We start from the raw sequence: 25,660 nt of genomic DNA, 5'->3' as shown, positions 1-25,660 counted from the left end.
GCAGATGAAAGAAGAACAGAGCCTTAACATCGACGCCTTGAGCGGTGCCACCTACAGCAGCAACGGTATCATTCACGCCACCGCCAATGCACTCGAAATCCCGGAAGACGAATATGCACCGCGTCCTGGCCGGGATCTGGCACATAAGCAGAAAGAGCACGGTCATATTGTAAAACATACGATCGAGAGCCAGGAGCAGTATGAAGAAAAAGTAAAAGAATACGAAGACGCACAGAATTAAAAAACAAAAATAATCTCAAAATAAGCACTGTAAATACATTCATCTGTATTTGCAGTGCTTTTCTGCTGTAACAGAACCCCGCCCGACTGCATCAAAAATATAAAAAATTTAACAATCATTTGATATAGACCTTATAGGAACAGGATAGCAGTTAAAATACAAATGTGCTACGATCGTGATTGTAGTAAAAAATATTCTGAAAGAAATGGCAGGAACAGTAAAAATACAGCGGTTAGGCTGGAGTCTGGAATGGATGCAGCGCATATCTGAAAAAGGAAACGAAAACCTGGGACAGCTGGGATATACGGATCATTCGCAGAAACACTGTATGCAGGTTGCCCATCATGCAGAGTACGGTACACTTCTTGCAAATGAACTTTTAAAAGAAACGGATATGACGTTGGAAGACAGAGTAACCATCGTTCCTCGGTTCTGCAGTTATTGCAGCTGTAAAACTGGCAGGCGGAACGATCAACGTGGCGGTTGCATGCCTGGCGATTTTATTTGCACTGGGATTTGTTTTCCTGAAAATTGCAGATCGGCAGCCGATGGCGGGGGAGAGATAAAACAGAACATAGCATAAAAAATCTCAAAGCAGGAGAGAAATCCGCTTTGAGATTTTTTGCGTTTCACTCCGGGGTTCCGCAATGAGAGGTTTTGTGGTACAATAAGCAGTGAGTCGGGCCGCAGGGGATGAGGGGGCCTGAAAAATATGAATCATACAGACAGGATGAAACAAAATGGAAAAAACCAAAAAACTGGCGGTAGGCATTTTAGCGCATGTCGATGCGGGAAAGACGACGCTGGCAGAGGGAATTTTATATAAAACAGGCCAGATCCGGAAAGCCGGAAGAGTGGATCACAAGGACGCCTTTCTGGACACGGAGGAACTGGAAAAAGCAAGGGGTATCACGATCTTTTCCAAACAGGCCGTGCTGAAGCTGAACGAGACGGAGGTCACACTCCTTGACACGCCGGGCCATGTGGATTTCTCGGCGGAGATGGAGCGCACTTTACAGGTCATGGACTATGCGGTTCTTCTGATCAGCGGTGCGAACGGCGTGCAGGGTCATGTGGAAACCCTGTGGCGGCTGCTCGCGCGGTATGAGATCCCGGTCTTTCTCTTTATCAACAAGATGGATCAGCCGGGCACGGATGCGGAAAAACTGCTGGAAGAACTGCAGAGCCGTCTCTCAGAGCACTGCCTGAATTTCTCGCAGGATCTCCAGAACGCAGAATTGCTGGAAGAACTCGCCATGTGTGATGAGGACGTGCTGGAGCAGTATCTGGAAACGGGAAGCGTGGAAGAAGACCAGATCCGCACGATGATCGCAGAGCGGAAGGTTTTTCCGTGCTGCTTTGGCTCTGCACTCAAGATGGAGGGCGTGACGGAATTTCTGAAAATTCTGGACCGGTTTACAAAAACGCCGGAGTACGGCGGGGATTTTGGCGCGCGCGTTTTTAAGATTTCAAGGGACACGGCAGGAAACCGTCTGACGCATCTGAAAATCACGGGCGGCGTGCTGAAGGTGAAGCAGATGCTCGGCGAAGAAAAGGCAGACCAGATCCGTATTTATTCCGGTGCGGGCTATACGATGGTACAGGAAGCACCGGCGGGGACGATCTGTGCCGTAACGGGACTGAACAGCACTTTCTCCGGTCAGGGCATCGGCAACGAAACCGAGGCGGAAAAACCGGTGCTGGAGCCGGTGCTGACGTACCGCATCGAGCTTCCGCCGGACTGCGATGTCCATCAGATGCTTGGAAAACTGCGCCAGTTAGAAGAAGAAATCCCGGAGCTCCACATTGTCTGGAATGAGCGCCTCGCGGAAATCCATGCGCAGGTCATGGGTGAGGTGCAGATCGAGATCTTAAAGAGTCTGATCCACGAGCGTTTCGGCGAATGGGTGGAATTCGGAGCCGGAAATATTGTATACAAAGAGACGATCCGCAGTACCGTGGAGGGTGTCGGCCATTTCGAGCCGCTGCGCCATTATGCGGAAGTTCATTTGCTGCTGGAGCCGGCAGAACCGGGCAGCGGACTGCAGATTGGAACCGTCTGCAGCGAGGACACCCTGGACCGCAACTGGCAGCGTCTGATCCTCACACATCTGCTGGAGCGGAAGCATCCCGGCGTGCTGACCGGGTCGGAGATTACCGATATGAAAATCACGCTGGTCAAGGGCCGTGCGCACATTAAGCACACCGAGGGCGGCGACTTCCGCCAGGCGACGTATCGTGCGGTGCGGCAGGGGCTGAAAAAAGCAGAATCCGTTCTGCTGGAGCCGGTCTATGCGTTCCGTCTGGAAATTCCGTCGGAATCGACGGGACGGGCGCTGAACGATATCCAGCGGATGTACGGCAGCTTTGAACCGCCGGAAATGGAAGGCGATATGACAGTGATCACCGGAACCGCACCGGTTGTGACGATGCAGGATTATCAGAAAGAAGTGACTGCTTACAGCCGGGGACGCGGAAGAGTGTTCTGTACCTTAAAAGGATATGAGCCATGTCACAACGCGGAGGAAGTGATTGCCTCCATCGGTTACGATTCCGAGGCGGATGTGGAAAATCCGACGGGTTCTGTGTTCTGTGCCCACGGGGCAGGCTTTGTCGTTCCATGGAATGAAGTGGAAGACCATATGCATCTGGAATACACGCTGGAAAATCCGGAAGAAGAAAGCGATTCAGCCGAATCTGCGGCAGACCGGATCGGCGGAGCATCCTCTGTGCAGAAAGCAAAAAAAGCATCCGACCGCGTGCCGATGGCAGCTTCCCTGCAGGAGGCAAAGGAGCTGGAAGAAATCTTTACGAGGACATACGGCAAAGTGGAGCGGAAGCGCGCCGGTTTCGAGCGGCGGACACGTCCGGCCACCTCGTCATCCGGCATCGGGGATCCCAAATATGCAAAATCAAACCGCCCGAAGGAGCCGCAGGAGGAATATCTGCTGGTGGACGGCTATAACATTATTTTTGCATGGGATGATTTAAATGAGCTGGCGAAGTATAATATTGAGAGCGCCAGAGGAAAACTGATGGACATCCTGTCAAATTATCAGGGATATAAAAAAATGACGCTGATTCTTGTCTTTGATGCCTACAAAGTAAAAGGCAACCAGGGTGAGGTCGGCATGTACCATAATATTCATGTCGTTTATACGAAAGAGGCGGAGACGGCTGACCAGTACATCGAGAAAACGGTTCACAGGATCGGCCACAACGGCAACGTAACGGTGGCTTCCTCGGACGGTCTCGAGCAGATCATCATTATGGGAGCGGGCGCGCATCGTCTCTCCGCACGGGATCTGCGCACCGAGATTGAACATACAAACGGCCAGATCCGGGAAAACTATCTGGAGAAAGAACAGAAAACGAAGTCGTACCTGCTGGAGAACGCCTCCGGAGAACTGGGAGACTTTTTAAAAGAGCTGGAAGAAGAGCGAAAAAAAGAGAGTAAAAAGAGCAAAGGAAAGGCTTAAGATGAATTACGCAATCATACTATCGGGGGGAATCGGAACGAGAATGCAGATGGGGGATTTTCCGAAGCAGTATCTGGAAGTGGAAAAGAAACCGATTCTGCTGTATACGCTGGAGCAGTTTCAGAAAAGCAGTGCCGTTGAGAAAATCGTCATCGTGGCGGCAGATGCCTGGAGAGAGAAGATCCGCGGATGGATGGAAGAAGACGGGATTACGAAATTTCTCGCCTTTGCGGATGCCGGGGATACGCGGCAGGAATCCATTCATAATGGCCTTACCGTCTGCATGGAGGATTCCGTATCGGAGAACGACGGTGTGATCATCCACGACGGCGTGCGGCCTCTGGTGAGCGAACAGCTGATTGGCGACTGCCTTGCGGCGCTTGCCGATCATGAGGCTGTATGCCGGTGCTGCCGATGAAGGACACGATCTATCAGAGCAGCGACGGAACGAAAATTGACCATCTGCTGGAGCGCAGCACGCTGTTTGCCGGTCAGGCGCCGGAAGCTTTCCGGCTGCATCCGTACGCGAAGATCAACCGGGAAGCATCGGAAGAGGAGCTGTCCCTCACAAGGGGAACAAGTGAAATTGCCTACCGCCATGGAATGGATGTGGCGATGATCCCAGGGGATGAGCGGAACTTTAAGATTACAACAAGGAGCGACCTGGAGCGTTTCTGTACGATTGTGGAAGGAGAAACGAAATGAGAGCATACGAGCTGCATGGAGTCAATGATTTAAGAAGGGAAGACATCGAAAAACCGGAAATCCCATCCGGCTGGGTTCTGGTGCAGGTAAAGGCATCAGGAATCTGCAGCTCCGATATTCCGCGGATTTTCACAAACGGAACATACCATTTTCCAACGATTCCGGGTCACGAGTTTTCAGGCGTGGTTGCCGCATACGGCGAGGGTGTGCCGGAAGAGCGAGTTGGAAAACGGGTCGGCATTTTCCCGCTGATCCCATGCCGCACCTGCCCGCAGTGCCGGCAGAAAAAATATGAGATGTGCGAACACTACGATTACCTCGGCTCGCGCCGGGACGGCGGCTTTGCGGAATACGTAGCCGTGCCGGACTGGAACCTGATGGAGCTGCCGGAAAACGTCAGCTTCCGCGAGGCAGCAATGCTGGAGCCGCTCTCTGTGGCGCTTCATGCGGTGAAACGAAGCGGTGTGAAGCCGGGCGATACCGCAGCAGTGATCGGAACGGGCATGATCGGTTTTGCAGCGGCAGCGTGGGCGAAAGCGCTCGGCGCCGAAACCGTTTTTGTGATTGGACGGGGCGAAGCAAAACGTGCGATCGCAGAACAGATCCCGGGCATCTCATATGTGATGGAAGAGGAGAGTAAAGCGATTCAGGCGGATGTTGTAGTAGAAGCGGTCGGAACGCCGCAGGCCGTTTCCAGTGCAGTTCTTCTTGCGAGACCAGGCGGAAGCATCGTGCTGATGGGAAATCCATCGGGCGATCTTGCGATGGAAAAGAACGTGTACTGGCGCATACTGCGCAAACAGCTGAACCTGATGGGAACGTGGAATTCTTCTTATGAAAAAGATGAAGCCTGCGACTGGACGGAGGTACTCGATGCGCTTTCGAAGAAGAAAATCCCGGCACAGGCGCTGATCACGCACTGTTTCCCGTCCGAAAAGCTGATGGACGGACTGGAACTGATGAAAAATCATAAAGAGCCATACTGCAAAGTAATGGTTTCATGGGAGTAGAAAAATATGAGAAAAAGTCAGATATCGGCATCCATGATGTGCTCAAACCTTGTGGATCTGCAGGCGACGATCGATGTATTTGAAAAAGAAAAAGTCGAATATCTCCATATCGATGTGATGGACGGCGAGTTCGTTCCGAACTTCGGCCTTGGCGTCGACTACATCCGCGGACTGCGGGAACTGACGAGTATTCCGCTTGATCTTCATCTGATGATTAAAGACCCGGAGTACAAGCTGCCGTGGATCGGCATTCACAAAGAGGACATCGTGACGATTCATTATGAGAGCACTTTCCAGGTGCAGCGCGCGCTCGATTACCTCGTGCCGTACGGCTGCAAGCGGTTCCTCGCGATCAACCCGGCGACACCGATCGGGCAGATCGAGGAAGTGCTTGATTATATCGACGGCGTCAATCTTCTGATGGTGAATCCGGGCTTTGCCGGGCAGAAAATTGTGCCGAGTACGCTGCGCAAGGCGGAAAAGCTGCAGAAATTTCTGCAGGAGATGCACCGGGAGGACATCATTTTAGAAGTGGACGGAAACATTACGAAGGAGCACGGCGCGACGCTGCGTTCCTGTGGAGCCAGCATTTTTGTGGCGGGAACTTCGAGCATTTTCTGCACCGATGTATCGCACTTCGGAGAAAAAATCCGGGAATTCCGGAAAGCAGTGGAATAAGAAAAAGAACTGCCTTCCCGGGATGCACGGTTTGAAAAACAGACGAATACTGTAAAGTGAGAAATGACGGAGCGTGTCATATGGTAGAATTGCTTCTGCTTGCTGCGGCGCTCTCAGCCGATAACTTTGCAGTAAGCATCGGATATGGAAGCAGCAATACGAGAATTTCACCAGGCATGACGGCGCTGCTGAATCTGTTTTGCAGTGCTGCCCTGGTTGCTTCCGCGCAGTTTGGAAAAAGATTTCTGCAGTCCGCAGGACCGGAATGGGGAACCAGAGTGGGTGCGGGCTGCTTTTTTCTTATGGGAACGCTGAAAATTTTTGAGGAACTGAGAAAACGCAGAAGAAAAAAGCAGGGAAAACCAGAAGCAAGACTGGAACATCTGGAAAAACAGCTCCACCCACTGGAATTTGGCCTGCTGGCGGTTTCGATGTCGGTGGATGGAATTGTCTCCGGCGTCTTTGCCGCGGATCTTCCGGTGACAGGAGGACAGATCTTTTTTGCCTCCTTCGCGGTCGGAATGGCGGCGATGTATGCCGGAACTGCCATCGGAAAAAAGACGGGGCAGAAAAACGGCGGAAACGGAGCACTGTTCGGAGGAATTCTGTTCTATTTACTGGCGTTTTTAAAGCTCACATAGAATTACATGTAAGAAAGAAAAACCAGCAGATCCCGGCGTAAAATTGACAAGCCCGTGCAGATATGCTATAAAAGTAGGAGGTTTGCTGCTGGAAAATTAAAAAAACAGATGCAGCAGACAAAGTAAGAGAGGAAAATACATGATTTCAGTAGTAATCCCTTCGTACAACGGTGCAGAAACACTGTTTCAGGCAATCGACTCAGTCCTTTGCCAGACAACAAAAACCCCGCTGGAAATCCTGGTGATCGACGACAATTCCACGGACGATACGCTGGAAAAAATGGGGCGTTACGGAGAAAATGACCGGGTACGGTATATCCGGAATGAGACAAACAAAGGAGCGTCCGCATCCAGAAACCGCGGTGTACAGCTCGCAAAGGGCGATTACATTGCCTTTCTGGACGCGGATGATTACTGGGATCCCGAAAAACTGGAAAAGCAGGAAAAAGCCCTTGCAAAGACCGGTGATGTGCTCTGCTGTACGGGTCGGGAGCTGATTTACGATCAGGAACCGGAAAAGCAGAAGATCTTTTCTGTCCCGGAGCGGATCACCTACAAAATGCTGCTGCGCGGCAACGTGATCGGCTGCTCGTCGGTACTGGCCAAAAGAAGCGTTCTGCTGGAATTCCCGATGGAAAAGGACGAGTGCCACGAGGATTATCTGGACTGGCTGCGGATCCTGAAAAAATACGGGACAGCCTGCGGTGTGGATGAGCCTTTGCTGAAATACCGGCTGTCCAGCACAGGAAAATCGGGGAATAAACTGCATTCTGCAGGAATGACTTACCGTGTTTACCGCGAGCTGGGAATGGGAACGTTCCGCTCCCTGTACTGTTTTGCGTGCTATGCCGTAAACGGTGTGCGGAAGTATTACGGTAAGGGCAAAAAGAGAGGAAGAGATTGATGAACTATAAAAACAGGGAACAGTACAAACATCTGATGCGTGTCCTGGCGGTCGCGGCGATTGTGCTTCTGGAATGCGCTGTTTTTTCTGTGTTCTGGGACAGATACTATGCGAGCCACCTGTGGCTGGAGCCGTTCTGGGATAAGGGAAATCAGATTATCGTCGTGATCTACGGCATTTTTCTTCTGGTTTTCATGTACATTTACGGCGGCATGAAGATCGGCTACATGAAGGGAAGCAGCATCATCTATTCCCAGATGATGACGGCATTCTGTGCCAATGCGCTGATGTATCTGCAGATTATCCTGCTGTGGCGTCACCTGCCGTACATTCTGCCGATGGTCGGCATGACACTCGTGGACTTTGCGCTGGCAGGCATTGTATCCTGGCTTTTTGAGAAGACGTTTGCGCGTCTCTTTCCGCCAAGAGAGGTGCTTCTGATTTACGGTGAATACCCGATGGAAAGCCTGGAGCTGAAGATGAACCAGCGGCCGGACAAGTATATTGTAGCACATAAGGTGAGCGTGGAAGTGGGAGAGAAAGAGCTCTGCCGCCAGATTGACGCATACGGTCAGGAGGGCGTGATCCTGGGCGATCTTCATTCGGAGCTGCGCAACCGTCTGCTGAAATATTGCTATGCGAAAGAAATCCGTGTCTATCTGACGCCGAAGCTGTCGGATATTATGGTACGGAAAGCGGAAGCGCTCCATATTTTCGATACACCGCTTCTGCTCGCGCGAAACAGTGGTCTTTCGTTTGATCAGAGATTCTGCAAGCGCCTGCTGGATCTGCTCGTATCGACGATTCTTCTTGTGATCACGTCGCCGATTATGCTGATCGCAGCGCTCTGCATCAAGTTGTATGACCATGGCCCGGTGTTCTTTAAACAGAAACGTCTCACGATCGGCGGAAAAGAATTCTATGTCTACAAATTCCGAAGCATGATCGTGGATGCCGAAAAAGACGGCGTAGCCGCCTGGCAACGAAGAACGACAGCCGCATTACGCCGGTCGGGAAGGTGATCCGCGCGACGAGAATTGATGAGCTGCCGCAGCTTCTGAACATTTTCAAGGGCGATATGAGCGTCGTCGGACCGCGCCCGGAGCGGCCGGAGATTGCAAAGGAATATGAGGAATCGATTCCGGAGTTTGCTTACCGTCTGAAAGTAAAGGCAGGCCTTACCGGCTACGCCAGATTTACGGAAAGTACAACACGACCGCATACGATAAGTTGAAGCTGGATCTGATGTACATAGAGAGCTATTCGATTTTAGAGGATCTGAAGCTGATTCTTGCAACCTTTAAGATTGTCTTCACAAAGGAGAGCACAGAAGGGCTCGAGGAAGGACAGACGATCAGCCTGAACGCAAAGGAAGAGGAGAAAAAAGATGTTTAATACCGAGGACGAAATTCTGCGCCGGCTGCAGGAAAAAAATCTGGAAATGGCCGTCATGTTTTACCACTGGTGCCAGAGAAACCATCTGACCTGTTATCTCTGCGGCGGCGGCTGTATCGGTGCAATCCGCCACGGCGGCTTTATTCCGTGGGACGATGATCTCGACTTTTTCATGCCGCGGAAAGATTACGAGAAGTTCCTGAAAATCTGGGATACGCAGGAGGAGAGTAAAATCTACAAGCTCGAGTACCCGAAAGAGGGCTTCTGCAATGCGCACACGTTTGCGAACATCCGCGACAGCCGCACCACGCAGGTGAAAAAGGAGCAGGTCGATATGGATCTCTGCCACGGCGTTGCGCTTGATATTCTCCCGATCGAGGGCTATGCACCGGGAAACCTTGCGCGGAAATGGCAGGTGATCGAGGGAAAGATTTTCCAGCTCTTCTGCACGCAGGTTATTCCGACCAAAGAACGCCACGGCGCGTTTATGCATTACCTGGGAACGATTCTGCTGGCGCTGGCTCCGACGCAGAAGATGCGGTACCGGATCTGGAAGCAGGCAGAAAACTATATTACAAAATTTGATATCGACAGCCCACGGGTGGACGGCATCACCGAGATGTGCGCACCGCAGGCGATTCTCCGGAAATATCCGAAAAAGATTTTTGCATCGGCGATTGAGGTTCCGTTCGAGAACGAGCGCCTGCCGATTCCGGTCGGATATGACACATATCTGCGCATGGCGTTCGGCGATTATATGAAACTGCCGCCGAAAGAACAGCAGAAAGGCCACCACGATGCGGCGTTTCTGGATCTCGATCATCCGTATGAGCAGTATAAGGGGATACACTACTGCTGTAAGAAATAAAGAAAGAGGATAAAACAATGCCGGAAATTTCAATCATTACCCCGGTGTATCAGGCAGAAAAATTTTTAAAAAAATGTGTGGATTCCATTCTCTCCCAGTCTTTTACGGACTGGGAGCTGCTTCTTGTAGATGATGGAAGCACCGACAAAAGCAGTGAAATCTGCCGGACATACGCAGAACAGGATGCGCGGATCCGTTATCACCAAAAAGAGAACGGCGGCGTCAGTTCGGCGCGGAATGCGGGCGTTGCGCTTGCAGAGGGGCGTTATATCACGTTTGTGGACAGCGACGATTTCGCAGCGGAGGATCTTCTGGAAACACTGTATCGTCTGGCGGAAAAATATGATGCCGAAATGAGTATCTGCCGCGGATACGATCTCTATGAAGGAAGGCCGGTGCCGGATCTGAAACAGGAGGGAATCGAATCTGTGACCGACAGCGAGGAGGGACTGCGCCAGGTGATGAAGGCGCGCGTGTTCGGCGTGATGCCGTGGGGCAAGCTGTATCGGAGAGAGATTTTCGAGGGCGTTGTCTATCCGGAGAAAACAATCGCCGAGGATGCATACGTCATCGTTCCGTTAATGGAGCACTGCCGGAAGGTGGCCTTTTCCACAGCACAGAAATACTATTATGTGCACCGGCGCGAAAGCCTCACGACAAGCGGTTTTCGCTGGTCAGATCTGGGTTCGGTGGAAGTATGGGATCATAATCAGAATGTCGTGGAAGAACGCCACCCGGCGCTGAAAAAAGAAGCAGGTGTGCGCTGCTGCTGGGCGCGGTTTTTCGTGCTGGACAAGCTGATGCTGTTGGAAACCATGGACGCGGAGAAAAAGGCGCTTGCGAAGAGGCTGGCAAAAGAGCTTAAAAAGCATCCGCTTCTGGTACTGGAAGGCGATCACTTCACGAACGGGCGGAAAATCGCCTATCTGACCCTGTTTCTGGGAACCGGAATTTACCGGCAGTGCGTTCGTGCACTGTTCCGGAAAAGAAATTTATAAAAAATGCGGCAGAAACGAATGAGATTTTCGTTTCTGCCGCATTTTTATATGGATTTTTCTAGCTTTCTTTTTCGGAAAGCAGAACACCGTTTTTATCAAACACATACGTTGTTCCGTCAATTTTTTTCGTCCCGGTGACGCATCCGCCCCAGCTCTGGAAATAATATGTTTTTCCGTCAATTTCTGCCCAGCCGGTCTGCATGGAAGCATCATCGTTGAAGTAATACCAGTTGTTTTTATAATAGAACCACTGCGATTTTCTCGCACCGCCCCAGCTGTAGGTAAAGTACCAGACACCTTCCCGGATCACCCATTGGTTTGCCGGCATGACGCCGTTTTCATCAACAAAATAAAGATTGTTGTCATACGTAAAGGCTTCATCCGTTTTCCGTGTACAGTCCTCATTAATATAATAGTATTTATTCTGAAGCAGCAGCCAGCCTTCGTGTGCGGCACCGCCCCAGCTTCTGAGATAATAATAGTTTCCATCCCATTTCAGCCACTGGTTCTGATACATTTTTCCGCTCTTATTTACAAAGTAGAGATTGTTGTCATACAGGAACTTTCGTTCTGCTTTAGGGAACCGTCCGCATTCATAAAATACCAGGCGCCATCGATCTGATACCAGCCATTGGTTACGCAGGAATATTTCTGTACATAATACCAGGCACCGTCATGGTACAGCCAGGTGCTGCCGGAAATACCGCCCCAGGAAAGAAATTTGACGCGGTAACCGTTTAAGGTAAGTGTCGTATTGCGTGCGGCACCTCCCCATGTGTAAAAATAGTACATCGTTTTGGTCTCCGGATCAGCGTGCCATCCGGACGAATACATAATACCGGTATCCTTGGCGAGATAGTACCAGTTGTTGCTGATAAACTGCCATCCGGTCTGCATCTCACCACTGCCGGAAAAATAATAGTAATCTCCGTCAAGCAGAAGCCAGCCTGTTGCCATAACGCCGTCCGCGCCGAGGTAATACGTTTTGTGGTCGAGGGTGAGCCAGCCGGTATACGGTGTTTCATCATCGTTGTAGTAATACCATTTTCCATCCCGTTTTACCCAGCCGATGACGTGGCGTTCGTTTGTGATCACGCCGTTTTCATCAGCGGTATATTTGATGCCCGTTTCTGTGTCGCGCCAGGAAGTGGAGCACACGAGAAGATGGCTGCTGTCTGCATAATATTTCTGTCCGCCGCGGGTGAAAAATCCGCTGTACGGGATGCCGTCATGATAAGCAACGAGCTTGGAAGAACGGTCGCGGTAAATTTCATAGGTATCATCCACGTTGGAAGTGACCGCGGAACCGGAAAAGTCAGCAATGACTGCCGGAAGATCGCCGGAATATTCTGTCGTGGAAAATACGCGCAGCCCCAGAGAGGTCAGGGTCTCGACGGTATCGTTATCCATAATACGGAAGTCACCGGTCTGGATAAAATATTCCGGGTTGACGGCAGCAAGATAGTCTGCATCGACAGCATTCGGATATCCGTGATGATTGGAAGTCATCAGATCAATGCTGTACAGCCCGTAGTTCGAAACAATCCGGCTGGCATCTCCCTCGACGTCGTCGATATCGCTCGTCAGAAAAGCGCGGTGGTCGTTTGCGGAGGCAATTACACCAAGACAGAACTGGTTGGCGTCCTCTTTTGGACTTGTGAGATAATCTTCCTCGTAGTTGACAATCTGGATCTGGAAATTTCCAAAAGCAAAATCAGGAGATCCTTCTTCTGCGGAGGCGGCACCGGGATTCAGATGCTGGATCAGGGTCACGCCTTCAGTCTCTTCTGCAGCAGTAAGAAGCTGGTCGTAGACATAAAGATTGTCCCAGAGACGCGCAGTATTATAGATATAACTGTCATCATACGGGAGCAGATAAACCCGGTCGGGGGAATACAGCCGCACGATGGTATCGCCGGTTCCAATATGGTCGCTGTGCGGATGTGTTGCAACATAAAACTGCAGATTATCGGAGGTGACACCGAGGGAGTCCAGGTAGGAGAGTACCTCATCGTCGTAGCCGGTCGACGTTGTGATGCCGCTGCGCAGCGGATAACGCGGATCAGATCCGTCAGGGTAATCCCAGTCCTCGCCGGAGTCTACCATGCCGAAAATTTTCTGGCCATTATCGTCTACACTTTCCAGAACGATGGCATTGGAGCCGCTGTCGAGTGTCAGAATGTGAATTTTTGCTGTAGTATCAGCCGCATGTGTGTTTTCCGGGGTGAGAAAAAGAAAAGCAGCGGCAAGGGATGCCGCGCCAATGGAAAACATGGATCTGCGGGTATGCCGGGAAAAAGGCATATCAATGGCTCCTTTCGTAACATATATCATTAAAACAAAAAGTAAAACAGCCGGGTGGAAAATAAGCGCTCAACATCACAATTATACAAAATTTCAGGGAAAAGTCAATGTTTATTAGAATTTCGATTACTTGACGCAGACAGGGCATCATGTTAGAATGAGTGGGATTGGGAATGTAAGGAAAAGAAAGGAACCAAACATGATTACCTTATTAAAAATGCCGGCACTGTTTCTGGGAATGCTCGCAGTGTTCTGCTGCCTGGGTTCTTTTTTTATCAGAGAAAACAGGTATGAGAGCGGACATCTGGGTGAAACTGTGCTGTTTGGCTTTATTGCATATTACTTCTTATTTGAACTGATTTCTGTGCCGATGATGGTGCTCGGTGCAAAGCTGCATCTGCTCGCATGGGTATGGGCTGCTGTTGTGGCTGTCCTTGTAATTGCTTCCATCTGTCTTCATCTGGGAATGTGGAGAGAGTGGGGAAAAAGAAGCGGCGGTTTCTGGAGAGGAAAGACGGCGGCTTTTTATGTGATGCTGGTGCTGATTGGAATCCAGCTGTATTTTGTTGCTGCACTGCAGGAAAACGGCAGTGCGGATGCAGCGTATTATGTGGGAAGTGTGACAACGAACCTTGCGACAGATTCCATCAGTAGCTTTGACCCATATACAGGAAAAGCACTGGATTTTTTTAACATCCGTTATGTGTTCAGCATGTATCCGGCAGCAAATGCAGTACTGTGCCGTTTAACGGGCCTTCATCCGCTCGTAGTGACGAAGGTGATTCTCTGTATGATGACGGTAGTTTTAAGTTATCTCGTCTATGCACAGATCGGAAAGGCGCTGTTAAAAGAAAAACAGATGGTATGGGTGCTCCTGTGCTTTATTAGTGTTGTGAATCTGAATTTTCATACGATCTTTTCAAATGCGTCGTTCCTGCTGACGAGGGGATACGAGGGAAAGGCCGTATTGTGCAATATCATCCTCCCGTTTCTGTTTTATCTTGGTCTGCGCATGTATCAGGAGAAAAACGGAAAGAGAGTCTGGCTGCTGTTTTTCATGACAGGCGTCGCTGCGATTGACCTTACGATGTCATCCATGATGACTGTACCGGTGGCCATGAGTGCTGTGATTCTGCCGAATCTTGTGCGGAAAAAACGCTGGGGACAGAGCAGGCTCTATCTGCTTGCTGTGCTACCGTGTGTGCTGGTGCTTGGGGTCTATCTCCTTGGTGTGCGCGGTATCCTGCAGATTCCGGTTGTGCGGTAGAAAGGAGAAAATGTGGGCGGAATAAATCTGAATGAGAGCGGCCTCGATTTTGTGAGACAGGTCTTTGTGACGTTTGGAGGAAACACAACCGTACTGACGCTGTTTCTGCTGTCGGTGCTGTATCTCGCTTTAAAAGGAAAAAAGGAAGAGCGGTATGTGTTCGTAACAACCGCTGTTTTTCTGGCCTTTACGGTATACAATCCATTTGCGGTGAAATATATCCTGGGAAAACTTGGAATGGTCAATGTCTATTACCGGTTTTTCTGGATTCTGCCGATGGTACTGACCATCGGATATGCCTGCACGAAAGTTGTGGGCGGGCAGAAAAAAGGCTGGAGACGGTATCTGACCGCGGCTGCGCTGGCAGCGGTCATCTGTTTTGGCGGAAATTCCGTACTGGCTGGCGGACTGCCGAAGCTGCCGGATAACCAGTACAAGATGCCAGATGATCTTCTGGCCGTCTGTACGGTGCTGCACGAAGAAGCGGGAGAGGGAACCGTAAGAGTTGTCTTTGAACCGGATTTCAACCTGATCGTGCGGCAGTATGATGCTTCGTTTGAACTGGTTCTGGACCGCGATATGGTTCTGACCTATCAGGGCTCCAATACGGTATCAACCGATGCACTGACCGAGCAGGAAATTGAAGACGAAACAAAGATCCTTCAGATTATCACACAGATGGATCTGTCGCTGGATCAGAAAGAATTTTACAGAAGTCTTAGGGAAATGAATGCAGAGTATATTGTACTTTCGAGCAGTTCAGCGGCAGTATCCTATGTGGAAACAGCGGGGTGCATCCCGGTAAGAGAAGTAGAAGGGCATATCATTTTCCGCGTGGAAGAAAAGTAAGAAGGAGGACTTGTTTTTGAATAAGGCAAAAGATTATATTCAGCTGCACCTGAATATCCTGCTGTTTTCTCTGACGAGTGTGTTCTCAAAAGCAGCATCGGTCAGCTGAACCGGGGAGGAATCAAAAATCCTCTATTATATGTATTTTTATTTCTGATGGTTGCAAACTGTGGCATTTACGCTATTGCATGGCAGAAGGTAATCAAAAAATTCTCTTTGTCAACCGCATATGCAAACCGCAGCGTCTATCTGATCTGGTCCCAGATCTGGGCCGTGCTCATTTTTCATGAAAATCTGACGGTAAAAAATATCATCGGCCTTCTGATTGTGCTGGTGGGAGTTATGGTGGTGCAGCGATATGAATAAATATATGATTTTAATGCTGATCTGTACAATGTTTTCAGCAGTATCACAGATTCTGCTGAAACAAAGCGCCAACGAGGAGCATGCATCTGCACTTCGCGAGTATCTGAACTGGCGCGTGATTGTGGCGTATCTGATTTTTGGCAGTGTACTTCTTTTAAATACGTATGCCTACACACAGGTAGATTTGAAATACGGTCCGGTGTTGGATACCTTTACGTACGTCTTTGTCCTGCTGCTTTCCTTTGGCGTTTTGAAAGAAAAGGTATCAAAAGGAAAGCTGATTGGGAATCTGATTATTATCCTGGGAGTACTGGTGTATACATTGCCGTAAAACGTTCCGATGATGGAAAGAAAGCGATATCAGCTAAGCAGTCCTTGTCCTTTGAAATAGGGGGTCTGCGTACAATAAACGAACGGCTTTTGATTATGAATAAGAAAAAAATAGATTATCGTTTTAAGATATTATATGCTGTGGCGATTCTGATGGTTGTTGCGGGACATTGTGATGGTGGTGGAATTTCTTTGGACTTTGCGCAATGGTTTCCGTATGAGGGAATCCATCTGGCGCTGTTTACTTTTTGTTCAGGATATTTTTTTAAAGATGCAGCACTGAAACGACCGGGGAGATATGTCTGTAAAAAGCTTCGTACCCTGATACTTCCAATGTATGGGTATACGATTGCGTATGGGCTGCTTGTCAGGTTATTACATCGGTGGGGCTTTCAAATCGGTGGAAAATTTAATTTGCACAATATTCTGATTTCACCTTTAAACGATGGGCATCAGTTTGTCCTTAATATGGCCGGCTGGTATATTGTGCCCTTGTTTATGGTAGAAATATTAAATTGTATGATTCGGGCATTTTTTAAGCGAAAAGGATGGCAGATACCGGAATGGATATTTTTTGCAGGGGCAGTACTTATTGGAATGGGCGGCAATTTTTTGGCGATTATGGAATATCGCACCAGCTGGTGGCTGACAGTGGTCAGAATTCTGTATTTTGCTCCGTTTTATGCAATGGGTATTTTTTATAAAAAGATACTGGAGAAATATGTGGACAGGATTCCATCTGTAGTGTATTTTGCGATTGTGTTTGCTGCAAAACTTATGATTTTTCTTCATTATAAAACTAGGTTGGCTTATACGCCAGCGTGGTGCAATGACTTTAATCAAGGACCGGTCATGCCAATTATTATTGGTTTTTTGGGAATTGCACTTTGGATGCGGATTGCAACGATAATGGAACCAGTATTTGGAAGAAAAAAGTGGATTAATCTTCTTGCAGACAACACATTTTCGATTATGGAAAATCAGTTTTTGGGTTTTTTACTTGTAAAAGTTGCTTTCGGAACAATTGCGAATGGCACAAAGCTGTTTTTGAAGTTTGACTGGTCAAGATGTAAAAGTGATATTTGGTGGTATTATATGCCGAAGGACGTAGAACAGACAAAAATTCTGTATTTATTAGCAGCGATTTTTGTTGCCTTACTGATCCAGTGGATCCTTACACAGGTGAAAAAAATGGGAAAAAACATATTTTTGTACGTAAGACAATAGTTAAGCGTATACTGCTTTAAATATTTTGACAAAATAAAATCCCGCAGAAAAAGAAATGAAAACTTTTTCTGCGGGATTTTATTTTATATTGCATAGATCTGAATCGTTATCAAATTTTTATTGATAATCGATAGGAGACAGGTCGTGAGGATCATCTTCCGCAGAAGAGCCTAGATGTCTGATGGTTTTGGAATTATCCTCATTTTCAGAGAAATCGTCCTCATCTATTCCAGAAGAAGAACTTTCGACTGTGGAATCCAAATCGTTTTCTGTAAAAGAAGAAGCGGAGGAAATGTCACTTACCGAAGTGGAGTCGGGTGTTTCCTCTTCCAATTCAGGATTTGTATCGCAAGGACCCTCGATGAGATGGTAATCCGACTCGGAAAAATGATACCATTTCCCATCCTCAAGCTTTTGCCAGCCGGAAACCGCGTGGCCGTCCTTATCAATAAAATAAGACTGCTTACCGTCAGCCCAGAGCTGATGTGGATTGTAAGTTACCCATTCGTTATTGGCAAATCGATCTTCTTCCTTAATATAAAATTTCTGATATTCGCCATCGCCGACCCAGACGGGGGTAAGATCAGCATCAAGTTCATCGAAGAATCGGGAGCCCATAGAGAGCTGGCGATTCAGTTCATCGAAGCCAAGTTCTTCGGCAAGTGTAGGCTTGTCTGAAAAAAGATTCGTACCAAGTCCAAGACGGTCACCGTCAATGACAGCTCCAAGGCTTGCGAGAGTAGTTGGGAACATATCCATCGTGGTGAAAATCCGATTTTTTTCATGAACCGGAAGAATGGGTGAATTTAAAATAGCGTTATAAGTAGAACGTTGATAATCTTCATCGATGTTTTCACAAAAATCAGAGTCCATGGTCAGATGATCACCGGAAAGAATTATAGTCGTGTTTTCATAAAAAGGCTGTTCCTTGATCCAGTCTATAAACTCACTGACACGGGAACTGGAGCAGTCAATCACCATACCGTAGTGGTCATCTCCGTACTGCTTTTCATCACACTCGTCACATTTGTAGCCGTCCTCGAAGTGGGTGGCAACAGTCAGCATACTGAAGTTGAACGGTTCGTCATTCTTGGAAATCTCCGTCAGTTTATCTTTTGCATACTCAAACAGTTTGGCATCTTCATAGCCCCACCACTGGTAGTAGCCTTCCGGGATCAGTCCCTCGCTGATCGCCCAGTAGTAATCGTCAATTTCATAATCACCGTGCGAAGTGAAGTAATTCTTCCGTCCGCCGAATGCGGCATCGGAACCCATCATAAAGTACTGTTTGTAGCCGGCTTCATTGAGAACGTCGCCAAGTGTTGAAAGCTGCGGAAAAAAGCTGTCCTGATAAGCCATCTCATTGCCTTGAATCGAAAGCTTCAGCGGAAGACCGGAAGTCTGTGCAAAGAGACCGCCCATGGTCCAGGTGGTTCCGGTTGTCGGATAAGCGCCGCCCAGCTTGTCGGAGTTGGAAAAATTGATATTGTCCAGGGCAAGATTAGTCAGGGCGGGAATAAAATTGTGGTCGTAAGCACCGCCGTCTTTTTTATCAGAATAGGTGCTTTCCATTGATTCCAGATAAATATAGATCAGATTCCGTTTCTTTTCCGGGAATGTAATCGTTGTCTGGGACGGATTGACGTAATTATCTTCGATCAAAGTGCTGTAGCTGTTCTGAATGTGCAGGTAAGTATCGATATCCAGCGTCGTCCAGACATTATAAAGAGAATAGGAAGAAAGAGCGATTCCCAGGGCAATGCAGATGCAACCGAGAATGATTTCCACTTTCTTCCGATGGCGCAGGATAATAAAAAGCGCGATCAGAATAGCAAGAACGGCAAAAGAGATCATGCCGCAGGACCAGACGTAACTCCAGAGCACATCCTTGCTGGTACCCTCAAGGGGTGCCTTTAAGTGATAAACAAGTTCTTCCATATCAAGATGCGCCCAGGTCGCGAGCATCCAGCGGGAAGACGTAAAAAGAAGGATCCCAAGGAATCCTAACAGAACGGAAAGAATGGAAAAAAGTATCTTTCCAACATGCTGTACTTTTTTGCGAGACACAGTAAATAACCTCCAGTTTTCTTTAGTGTTTTATAATAGGTAACAAACAGGTAGCGTTAGGTATAAAATATAACTGGGAACTTACGATATTATAACAGAAACTTTACGAAAAAAATAGTATTTTCTTAAAAAATACGAGTGGAAAATGAAAATCCGGGAATTTACATAAAAAGCGGCGGGGCGGGCGTGAAAATGGGTTCTTGAGTTTCTCAGAAAGAATGGTATAATAGCAAAGATTGTAGACACAAAAGAGGTCAAAAAAAGATCTGTTCACATTTTTGTGGAGAAGAGAAAGGAAAGAAAAATGGGAAAAATTAAAGTAGAATCTTGTGAAATTGAAGGATTAAAAGTAATTACCCCAACCGTATTCGGCGATGAGCGCGGATATTTTATGGAGACATACAATTACAATGATTTTAAAGAAGCCGGCATTGATGTCCAGTTCGTACAGGATAACCAGTCTGCATCCAAAAAAGGTGTCCTGCGCGGACTTCACTTCCAGATCAATTACCCGCAGGACAAACTGGTACGCGTGGTAAACGGTGAAGTATTCGATGTTGCAGTTGACCTTCGCGAGGGATCCAAAACCTACGGAAAATGGTTCGGCGTGCTGCTTTCAGCAGAAAACAAGAAACAGTTCTTTATTCCGAAGAATTTTGCACACGGATTTATCGTACTCTCTGACTACGCAGAATTTGCTTATAAATGTACGGATTTCTATCATCCAAACGATGAAGGCGGTCTGTATTTTGACGATCCGGAGATCGGCGTGGAGTGGCCGATGCCGGAAGGAATGACAAAAGAAGATCTGATTATTTCGGAAAAAGATCATAAATGGGGCGGAATTAAGGATTTAAAGAAATAAGGAGTAAAAAACATTTATGAACGTATTCAAAGAACTTTATCAGAACCGGAAACTGATCTGGAAACTGTCGAAAAATGATTTCCGCAACAAATTTGCCGGAGCGTATTTTGGCATCGTATGGGCATTCATTCAGCCGATGGTGACGGTTGCTGTTTATTTTGTCGTGTTTCAGCTCGGACTGCGTGTACAGCCAGCTGCCACTGGATATCCGTATATCTGCTGGCTGGTTTCCGGTATTATTCCGTGGTTCTTCTTTTCTGATGCACTGCCAAGTGCGTCAAATTGTCTGCTGGAATACAGTTACCTGGTAAAGAAGGTTGTATTTAAGATCAGTGTGCTTCCAATTGTGAAGGTGATTTCTTCCCTGTTTGTACATCTGTTCTTTATTGTGTTTGCTATTTTGATTTTTGCACTGATGGGAAAACTTCCGCCGGTTCAGATTATCCAGATCGGGTACTATACCTTTGCGGTGATCTGTCTCGTCGTTGTACTTTCCTATCTGACCTGTTCCATCACACCGTTTTTCCGCGATTTCGGCCAGATTATCAATGTAATTCTGAATGTCGGCATGTGGGCAACCCCGATTCTGTGGGATACCACAACAATTCCGAATATTCCGAACTGGCTGAACAGCCTTCTGAAGCTGAATCCTCTGTACTATATTGTCCAGGGATATCGTGACAGCTTTATGAATGGACTCTGGTTCTTCGAGCATCCATGGCACACCCTTTACTTCTGGGCTTTTGTGCTTATGGCAGGACTAATCAGTTCCAAAGTGTTCAAGCGCCTCCGGGTTCATTTCTCAGATGTATTATAGGAGGATGGAATGAGCACAGAAAATACAGAAACAGTAATTTCAATTAACCATGTCAGCAAGGTCTACAAGCTGTTTGAAAAGCCGATGGACCGTCTGAAAGAATCGCTTTCACTGACACATAAAAACTATCACACCGATCATTTTGCGCTGGAGGATATCTCGCTCGAGGTGCACAAAGGCGAGTGTGTCGGTATCATTGGAACGAACGGTTCCGGAAAATCCACACTGCTGAAAATCGTCACAGGTGTCTTAAACCCGACGAGCGGAAACGTGGAGTTAAAGGGAAGAGTCAGTGCCATTCTGGAACTGGGTGCAGGCTTTAACATGGAGTATACCGGTATTGAGAACATTTTCCTGAACGGAACGATGCTTGGCTATACCGAGGAGGAGATGAAGGCAAAGCTCGACGATATCATTGCGTTTGCAGAGATCGGTGACTTTATCAATCAGCCGGTTAAGACGTATTCCAGCGGTATGTTTGCCCGCCTTGCCTTCGCGGTTGCGATCAATGTGGATCCGGATATTCTGATTGTCGATGAGGCCTTAAGCGTCGGAGACATTTTCTTCCAGTCCAAGTGTTACCGGAAATTTAACGATCTGAAAGAAGCAGGAAAAACGATCCTTTTCGTTTCCCACGATATGGGCAGCGTCATCAAGTACTGTGAGAGATGTCTTCTGATTAACAAAGGAAAACAGGTGATGGTTGGAAAATCGTCGGAGGCAGTCGATGTCTACAAGAAGATTCTTGCCAACCAGTACGATGACGAGACAAAAGAAGAGGAAGAGACCGAAGAGAGTGCAGAACAGACCGAAGAGAGAACCGAAGCAGATGCATCCGGTGCCGTATCGGCAGAAAAGCCGAAAAAAGGCCTCTGGAGAGAACGCCTGATTGCGAATGCGCAGCTGGTAGAGTATGGAGACAAGGCTGCGGAGATCGTGGACTTTGCGATTATTGACCACAAAGGTATGATTACATCTTCTGTGGATAAAAACCAGAGATTCCGCATCAAGATGAAAATCAAGTTCCATGAAACGATGGAGCATCCGATTTTTGCCTTTTCGATCAAAGACCGGAAGGGAACGGAGATTACCGGAACGAATACGGCGCTGGAGGATTACACAAAAGACGTGGTGGAAGCGGGAAAGACCGTCACGGTATGCTTTGACCAGATCATGCCGCTGCAGAGCGGACAGTATCTGATGTCGTTTGGATGTACCAGCTACCATCTGGAAGAGCTGGTGATCCACCACAGACTGTACGATGCTTGCTTCCTGGAAGTCTTCTCCATGAAAGACACCGTAGGATTTTTTGATATGAACTCTACCGTGACCTACGAGTAGGATGCGGAGGATAAACGACGGGGGTTATATGAAAGAAACAATAGGAAATGTTCTTTTGAACCTGGATTATTATGACGGCGAAGATGCTTACAGCGACGGCAGCATTGAGGACCGGCTGCTGGAGATCGTCAAGACGACGCCGAAAGAGGATTACCAGAAGGTAATCCTCACAGAAAAAAGCTGGCCGATTTTTTATCATCTCTCTCCGGAACGGGAAAATATTCTGGACTGGTATGAGTGGAAAGACGATGCTTCCGTATTTGAAGTCGGAGCCGGCTGCGGAGCCATTTCCGGCGTGCTCTGCAGAAATGCAAAGCGGGTAGTGGCAAACGATCTGTCGAAGCGGCGCAGTACGATCAATGCCTACAAAAATCAGGATGCGTCCAACCTGGAGATTATGGTTGGAAACTTTAATGTTGTTGCAGAAAAAATGGAAGAACGCTTCGATTACGTGACACTGATCGGTGTTCTGGAGTATGCAAAAAGCTATATTGGAAAGGATAATCCGTATCCGGAATATCTGGAAAAGATCAATCGTCTCTTAAAACCGGGCGGAAAAATCCTGATTGCGATTGAGAACCGTCTGGGACTGAAGTATTTTGCCGGCTGCAGGGAAGACCATGTGGGCCGGGAATTTGTCGGAATTGAAGGATATCCGGGGATCGATTTTGTCGAGACATTCAGCAAACCGGAGCTGGAGCAGATGCTGCAGGAAAACGGTTTTTCGAAGTTCAAGTTTTATTATCCCTATCCGGATTACAAATTTCCGGCGGTCATTTATTCGGATGAATATCTGCCGAAGCCGGGTGAATTGAGAAAAAATCAGCGGAATTTTGATGCTGACAGGATCACACTTTTTGACGAAGGCAAAGCATTTGACGGAATCCTGAAGTCCGGTCTGTTTCCGGTTTTTTCCAATTCCTTTCTGATTGAAGTGGAGAAAAAGGAGTAAACGTATGAGGAAAGTTCTGTATACGAAATTTTCGAGAGAACGTCGGAACGAATTTCAGATTATGACCCGGATTACAGAAGAGGATGGGATCCGGCGTGTGTGGAGCTTCCGCTGCAGAAAGAGGGAGAACTCCACATCCGGCATATGTATGAAAACTATAGAAAGCTGGAGCATCTGTACGCCTATGCGGGCGTACAGATCTGCCCATGCGAACTGGATGAAGAAAAATGCGCGCTTGCATTTCCTTTTGTAGAAGGGGAAAGTCTGGAAACGCGCATTTCCCGTCATGGAAAAGAAAAAGATTTTGCATCGCTGAAAAAGGATTATGAACTGCTGTATCAGATCATTGCATCGGCAAAAGGGAAGAAATCCTTTGTGGAAACCGATGCGTTCTGTGAGGTGTTCGGCCATCCGGCATTGAAAGAAGGACTTGCCGCAGCGGAGATTTCCAATATTGACATGATTCCGGGCAACCTTCTTCTGGATGGAGAAAAGGTCTGGGTGGCAGACTACGAGTGGGTATTCCCGTTTGCCGTACCGATTGCATTTATCTATGCGCGGAGCGTCTTTTTACAGGAGGCGGCGAGTGCACTGACGAAGGAAGAGCAGGAAGAACTGTACGCCATTGGCGGTATTTCCATGGAAGAGATTCCGGTATACTACCATATGGAAGAGTGCTTCCAGGAATTCGCGGCCGGAAAGGGTGAGCCAAATGCGCTCGCCACGTTCTATGGAAAACTGCACCGGCACAATTATCCGCTTTCTATCTGGGAAAAAGAAAAAATGATGTACCGGTTGTGCTCACCGAAACAGCACCGGAGGAGAGAGAACTCTATTATGAGGACTGCTTCGGCTTGGATGAGCAGAAGGTGATGATGCTTGAAAAGGCAGACGCGGACGGAGAGCTTTCCCTTCAGCTGATGCAGGAGGGGGCTGTCATTAAAATCCGTTCTCTCGCGGGCGTATGCAGCGATGGAAAGACGGAACGTATCGCTTTTTCGCACAACGCCGAGCTTGAGATTATCGACGACTATTATTTCCTTGGAACGCCGGTTCTGAAATTCCGGAATGCCGGTTATGAACAGATCCGGATTGATTACCGGATTTACTACAAAGGCGATGGCGTTACGTCCCAGTTTATTCAATATATCCGTCAGAATAAAGATCTGAGGGATGAACTGAACGGGGAGATTTATCGGAAAGGCCAGCTGCAGGCAGAAATCGAAGCAGAAAAAGCGGCACTTGCACACAGGGAAGAAGAACTCCAGGAAACGAGAAAACAGAAGCAGTTTCTGGAGGAAGAGCTGGAGCGGATGCGCCAGCGTAAGGTTGTGCGTATGGCAGATAAAGTGCAGCATGTGATAAAAAGGAGTAAATAACTATGGATGTATCCATTGTCATTCCTACCAAAAATGGTGGGCATCTGTTTGAAAAAGTGCTGGATGCCGTTTTCAAACAGAAGACAGAGTATGAATATGAAGTAATTTGCGTGGATTCCGGGTCAAAGGACGGAACTCTCGATGTGATCCGCAAATATCCATGCCGTTTGTTTCAGATTGAGCCGTCCGAATTTGGACATGGAAAAACGAGAAACTATGGTGCTTCCAAAGGAAACGGAACGTATATCATCTTTATTACGCAGGATGCGCTTCCAGCGACCGATACCTGGCTGCAGAATTTCATTGATGCCATGAAGATGGACCCGGAAATCGTGGGAGGATTCGGGATTCATTATCCGTATCCGGACTGCAATCTGCTTGACAAGCGTGATCTGGACGGCCATTTTAAAGGATTTGGAGAAACTAATACGATTTTCCACCTTGATGATCCGGAACGCTACGAAAGAGAAGAAGGATATCGTCATTATCTGGCGTTTTTCTCCGACAATAACTCCTGTATCCGAAGAGATATTTTTGAAAAATATCCGTATGAGGATGTCAACTTTGCCGAGGATCAGATCTGGGCGAGAAAGATGATTGAACTCGGATTCAAAAAAGTATACTGCCCGTATGCACCGGTATATCATTCCCACAATTTCAAACTCAGAACGTATTTCAAACGGTATTATGATGAGCAGAAGGGATTATATGAAGTTCATCAGTATATGATTGCACAGAAATGGACGCAGCTTCCGGGCATGCTGTACCGGCAGGTGAGAGGGGACTGCGTGTATATCCGTCAGCAGCCGCTCAGTAAAAAAGAGAAAATCCACTGGGCATTTTATTCCCTGTTTCGCAATTTTGACCGCTTTGTGGGCGGCTATCTCGGCGGAAAATACCATCTGTATTCCAAACGGAAACAACAGTTCCTGGATCGTCACATTTCGCAGCAGTACGATCAGAGACATGCATAGAAG

Annotated in this window: 24 protein-coding genes and 2 pseudogenes; 23 read left to right on the top strand and 3 right to left on the bottom strand. The window is 47.9% G+C overall.

Annotation, left to right across the window (positions count from 1 at the left end; genetic code table 11):
- Nucleotides 1-4 precede the first annotated feature (4 nt).
- The 11 genes and pseudogenes from DW965_RS04190 (at nt 5) to DW965_RS04130 (ending at nt 10,919) form a co-directional block, all read left to right on the top strand.
- Nucleotides 5-241, top strand: coding sequence for an FMN-binding protein (locus DW965_RS04190; protein ID WP_119221468.1), 237 nt, complete (start codon nt 5-7; stop codon nt 239-241).
- 175 nt (nt 242-416) lie between these two features.
- On the top strand, nt 417-824 hold the full coding sequence (locus DW965_RS19655) for a hypothetical protein (protein ID WP_226906371.1): 408 nt from the start codon (nt 417-419) through the stop codon (nt 822-824).
- Between the two features lie 157 nt (nt 825-981).
- Entirely contained in the window at nt 982-3,720 is a 2,739-nt protein-coding gene (locus DW965_RS04175; RefSeq protein ID WP_118719127.1) for a translation factor GTPase family protein, read from the top strand.
- 1 nt (nt 3,721) lies between these two features.
- A pseudogene (locus DW965_RS20485) lies at nt 3,722-4,425 on the top strand (IspD/TarI family cytidylyltransferase).
- Complete coding sequence (locus DW965_RS04160) at nt 4,422-5,435, top strand: galactitol-1-phosphate 5-dehydrogenase (RefSeq protein WP_117760820.1); 1,014 nt, start codon at nt 4,422-4,424, stop codon at nt 5,433-5,435. The pseudogene DW965_RS20485 and the gene DW965_RS04160 overlap by 4 nt, the downstream one beginning before the upstream one ends.
- Nucleotides 5,436-5,441: 6 nt before the next feature.
- Nucleotides 5,442-6,113: a ribulose-phosphate 3-epimerase gene (locus tag DW965_RS04155; protein WP_022462993.1), complete on the top strand. Its 672-nt coding sequence runs from the start codon at nt 5,442-5,444 to the stop codon at nt 6,111-6,113.
- Nucleotides 6,114-6,193: 80 nt separating this feature from the next.
- Nucleotides 6,194-6,754: a manganese efflux pump gene (locus tag DW965_RS04150; protein ID WP_055219426.1), complete on the top strand. Its 561-nt coding sequence runs from the start codon at nt 6,194-6,196 to the stop codon at nt 6,752-6,754.
- Between the two features lie 139 nt (nt 6,755-6,893).
- Nucleotides 6,894-7,658: a glycosyltransferase family 2 protein gene (locus DW965_RS04145; protein ID WP_055219423.1), complete on the top strand. Its 765-nt coding sequence runs from the start codon at nt 6,894-6,896 to the stop codon at nt 7,656-7,658.
- Nucleotides 7,658-9,053, top strand: a pseudogene (locus tag DW965_RS04140) (exopolysaccharide biosynthesis polyprenyl glycosylphosphotransferase). Before DW965_RS04145 ends, DW965_RS04140 begins: the two are co-directional and overlap by 1 nt.
- Entirely contained in the window at nt 9,046-9,921 is an 876-nt protein-coding gene (locus DW965_RS04135; RefSeq protein WP_055219421.1) for a LicD family protein, read from the top strand. Before DW965_RS04140 ends, DW965_RS04135 begins: the two are co-directional and overlap by 8 nt.
- 17 nt (nt 9,922-9,938) lie before the next feature.
- On the top strand, nt 9,939-10,919 hold the full coding sequence (locus DW965_RS04130) for a glycosyltransferase family 2 protein (RefSeq protein ID WP_055219419.1): 981 nt from the start codon (nt 9,939-9,941) through the stop codon (nt 10,917-10,919).
- A gap of 58 nt (nt 10,920-10,977) precedes the next feature.
- Here the strand turns inward: DW965_RS04130 and DW965_RS04125 are convergent, their stop codons facing one another.
- Together DW965_RS04125 and DW965_RS04120 are read right to left on the bottom strand one after the other, a co-directional pair.
- A complete protein-coding gene (locus tag DW965_RS04125) occupies nt 10,978-11,436 on the bottom strand; it encodes a hypothetical protein (RefSeq protein ID WP_119198064.1) in 459 nt (152 codons plus the stop codon).
- A gap of 14 nt (nt 11,437-11,450) precedes the next feature.
- Nucleotides 11,451-13,223 (bottom strand): hypothetical protein, encoded by a 1,773-nt coding sequence (locus DW965_RS04120; protein ID WP_158582801.1) that lies wholly within the window; start codon nt 13,221-13,223, stop codon nt 11,451-11,453.
- A gap of 199 nt (nt 13,224-13,422) precedes the next feature.
- Here DW965_RS04120 and DW965_RS04115 point away from each other — a divergent pair, with 199 nt between their 5' ends.
- The 5 genes from DW965_RS04115 to DW965_RS04095 all read left to right on the top strand — a co-directional run bounded on the left by DW965_RS04115 (nt 13,423) and on the right by DW965_RS04095 (nt 17,262).
- The gene (locus tag DW965_RS04115; RefSeq protein ID WP_118600536.1) at nt 13,423-14,490 is read left to right on the top strand and encodes a DUF6077 domain-containing protein; all 1,068 of its coding nucleotides are present in this window, start codon (nt 13,423-13,425) and stop codon (nt 14,488-14,490) included.
- Between the two features lie 12 nt (nt 14,491-14,502).
- On the top strand, nt 14,503-15,339 hold the full coding sequence (locus tag DW965_RS04110) for a hypothetical protein (RefSeq protein WP_055227571.1): 837 nt from the start codon (nt 14,503-14,505) through the stop codon (nt 15,337-15,339).
- A gap of 156 nt (nt 15,340-15,495) precedes the next feature.
- A complete protein-coding gene (locus DW965_RS19645; RefSeq protein ID WP_242998502.1) occupies nt 15,496-15,705 on the top strand; it encodes an EamA family transporter in 210 nt (69 codons plus the stop codon).
- Nucleotides 15,698-16,036, top strand: a complete 339-nt coding sequence (locus DW965_RS04100; RefSeq protein ID WP_022462983.1) for an EamA family transporter — start codon at nt 15,698-15,700, stop codon at nt 16,034-16,036. Before DW965_RS19645 ends, DW965_RS04100 begins: the two co-directional genes overlap by 8 nt.
- A 95-nt stretch (nt 16,037-16,131) precedes the next feature.
- On the top strand, nt 16,132-17,262 hold the full coding sequence (locus DW965_RS04095; protein ID WP_055227568.1) for an acyltransferase family protein: 1,131 nt from the start codon (nt 16,132-16,134) through the stop codon (nt 17,260-17,262).
- Between the two features lie 117 nt (nt 17,263-17,379).
- On the opposite strand, the gene DW965_RS04090 is transcribed toward DW965_RS04095, so the two are convergent.
- Complete coding sequence (locus tag DW965_RS04090) at nt 17,380-19,329, bottom strand: sulfatase-like hydrolase/transferase (protein WP_070103202.1); 1,950 nt, start codon at nt 19,327-19,329, stop codon at nt 17,380-17,382.
- Between the two features lie 304 nt (nt 19,330-19,633).
- Between DW965_RS04090 and rfbC the strand changes: the two genes are divergently transcribed.
- The 7 genes from rfbC to DW965_RS04055 all read left to right on the top strand — a co-directional run bounded on the left by rfbC (nt 19,634) and on the right by DW965_RS04055 (nt 25,657).
- Nucleotides 19,634-20,194: a dTDP-4-dehydrorhamnose 3,5-epimerase gene (rfbC, locus tag DW965_RS04085; protein ID WP_022462980.1), complete on the top strand. Its 561-nt coding sequence runs from the start codon at nt 19,634-19,636 to the stop codon at nt 20,192-20,194.
- A 16-nt stretch (nt 20,195-20,210) separates the two neighbouring features.
- On the top strand, nt 20,211-21,011 hold the full coding sequence (locus tag DW965_RS04080) for an ABC transporter permease (protein ID WP_055227566.1): 801 nt from the start codon (nt 20,211-20,213) through the stop codon (nt 21,009-21,011).
- A gap of 9 nt (nt 21,012-21,020) precedes the next feature.
- Entirely contained in the window at nt 21,021-22,352 is a 1,332-nt protein-coding gene (locus tag DW965_RS04075; protein WP_117801715.1) for an ABC transporter ATP-binding protein, read from the top strand.
- A 28-nt stretch (nt 22,353-22,380) separates the two neighbouring features.
- Complete coding sequence (locus DW965_RS04070; RefSeq protein WP_055227563.1) at nt 22,381-23,304, top strand: class I SAM-dependent methyltransferase; 924 nt, start codon at nt 22,381-22,383, stop codon at nt 23,302-23,304.
- 99 nt (nt 23,305-23,403) lie between these two features.
- Nucleotides 23,404-24,177 (top strand): hypothetical protein, encoded by a 774-nt coding sequence (locus DW965_RS04065; protein ID WP_119198062.1) that lies wholly within the window; start codon nt 23,404-23,406, stop codon nt 24,175-24,177.
- Nucleotides 24,159-24,683 carry a hypothetical protein gene (locus tag DW965_RS04060; protein ID WP_119198061.1) on the top strand — a complete coding sequence of 175 codons (525 nt, stop codon included), beginning with the start codon at nt 24,159-24,161 and terminating at the stop codon, nt 24,681-24,683. Before DW965_RS04065 ends, DW965_RS04060 begins: the two co-directional genes overlap by 19 nt.
- 2 nt (nt 24,684-24,685) lie before the next feature.
- Nucleotides 24,686-25,657 carry a glycosyltransferase family 2 protein gene (locus DW965_RS04055; RefSeq protein ID WP_022462975.1) on the top strand — a complete coding sequence of 324 codons (972 nt, stop codon included), beginning with the start codon at nt 24,686-24,688 and terminating at the stop codon, nt 25,655-25,657.
- Nucleotides 25,658-25,660 lie beyond the last annotated feature (3 nt).

The organism is Blautia sp. AM47-4, from assembly GCF_003479865.1.
GTDB lineage: Bacteria > Bacillota > Clostridia > Lachnospirales > Lachnospiraceae > Fusicatenibacter > Fusicatenibacter saccharivorans.
Note: the sequence above shows the minus strand (reverse complement) of the source record. Positions and strands in the feature narration are given on the sequence as shown.

What these genes read in the sequence shown, in the direction of transcription:
- DW965_RS04190 (WP_119221468.1), top strand. Translation starts at nt 5, where the DNA reads ATGAAAGAAGAACAGAGCCTTAACATCGACGCCTTGAGCGGTGCCACC.
- DW965_RS04175 (WP_118719127.1), top strand. Translation starts at nt 982, where the DNA reads ATGGAAAAAACCAAAAAACTGGCGGTAGGCATTTTAGCGCATGTCGAT.
- DW965_RS04160 (WP_117760820.1), top strand. Translation starts at nt 4,422, where the DNA reads ATGAGAGCATACGAGCTGCATGGAGTCAATGATTTAAGAAGGGAAGAC.
- DW965_RS04155 (WP_022462993.1), top strand. Translation starts at nt 5,442, where the DNA reads ATGAGAAAAAGTCAGATATCGGCATCCATGATGTGCTCAAACCTTGTG.
- DW965_RS04150 (WP_055219426.1), top strand. Translation starts at nt 6,194, where the DNA reads ATGGTAGAATTGCTTCTGCTTGCTGCGGCGCTCTCAGCCGATAACTTT.
- DW965_RS04145 (WP_055219423.1), top strand. Translation starts at nt 6,894, where the DNA reads ATGATTTCAGTAGTAATCCCTTCGTACAACGGTGCAGAAACACTGTTT.
- DW965_RS04135 (WP_055219421.1), top strand. Translation starts at nt 9,046, where the DNA reads ATGTTTAATACCGAGGACGAAATTCTGCGCCGGCTGCAGGAAAAAAAT.
- DW965_RS04130 (WP_055219419.1), top strand. Translation starts at nt 9,939, where the DNA reads ATGCCGGAAATTTCAATCATTACCCCGGTGTATCAGGCAGAAAAATTT.
- DW965_RS04125 (WP_119198064.1), bottom strand. Translation starts at nt 11,436, where the DNA reads ATGTATCAGAACCAGTGGCTGAAATGGGATGGAAACTATTATTATCTC.
- DW965_RS04120 (WP_158582801.1), bottom strand. Translation starts at nt 13,223, where the DNA reads ATGCCTTTTTCCCGGCATACCCGCAGATCCATGTTTTCCATTGGCGCG.
- DW965_RS04115 (WP_118600536.1), top strand. Translation starts at nt 13,423, where the DNA reads ATGATTACCTTATTAAAAATGCCGGCACTGTTTCTGGGAATGCTCGCA.
- DW965_RS19645 (WP_242998502.1), top strand. Translation starts at nt 15,496, where the DNA reads ATGGTTGCAAACTGTGGCATTTACGCTATTGCATGGCAGAAGGTAATC.
- DW965_RS04100 (WP_022462983.1), top strand. Translation starts at nt 15,698, where the DNA reads ATGAATAAATATATGATTTTAATGCTGATCTGTACAATGTTTTCAGCA.
- DW965_RS04095 (WP_055227568.1), top strand. Translation starts at nt 16,132, where the DNA reads ATGAATAAGAAAAAAATAGATTATCGTTTTAAGATATTATATGCTGTG.
- rfbC (WP_022462980.1), top strand. Translation starts at nt 19,634, where the DNA reads ATGGGAAAAATTAAAGTAGAATCTTGTGAAATTGAAGGATTAAAAGTA.
- DW965_RS04080 (WP_055227566.1), top strand. Translation starts at nt 20,211, where the DNA reads ATGAACGTATTCAAAGAACTTTATCAGAACCGGAAACTGATCTGGAAA.
- DW965_RS04075 (WP_117801715.1), top strand. Translation starts at nt 21,021, where the DNA reads ATGAGCACAGAAAATACAGAAACAGTAATTTCAATTAACCATGTCAGC.
- DW965_RS04070 (WP_055227563.1), top strand. Translation starts at nt 22,381, where the DNA reads ATGAAAGAAACAATAGGAAATGTTCTTTTGAACCTGGATTATTATGAC.
- DW965_RS04055 (WP_022462975.1), top strand. Translation starts at nt 24,686, where the DNA reads ATGGATGTATCCATTGTCATTCCTACCAAAAATGGTGGGCATCTGTTT.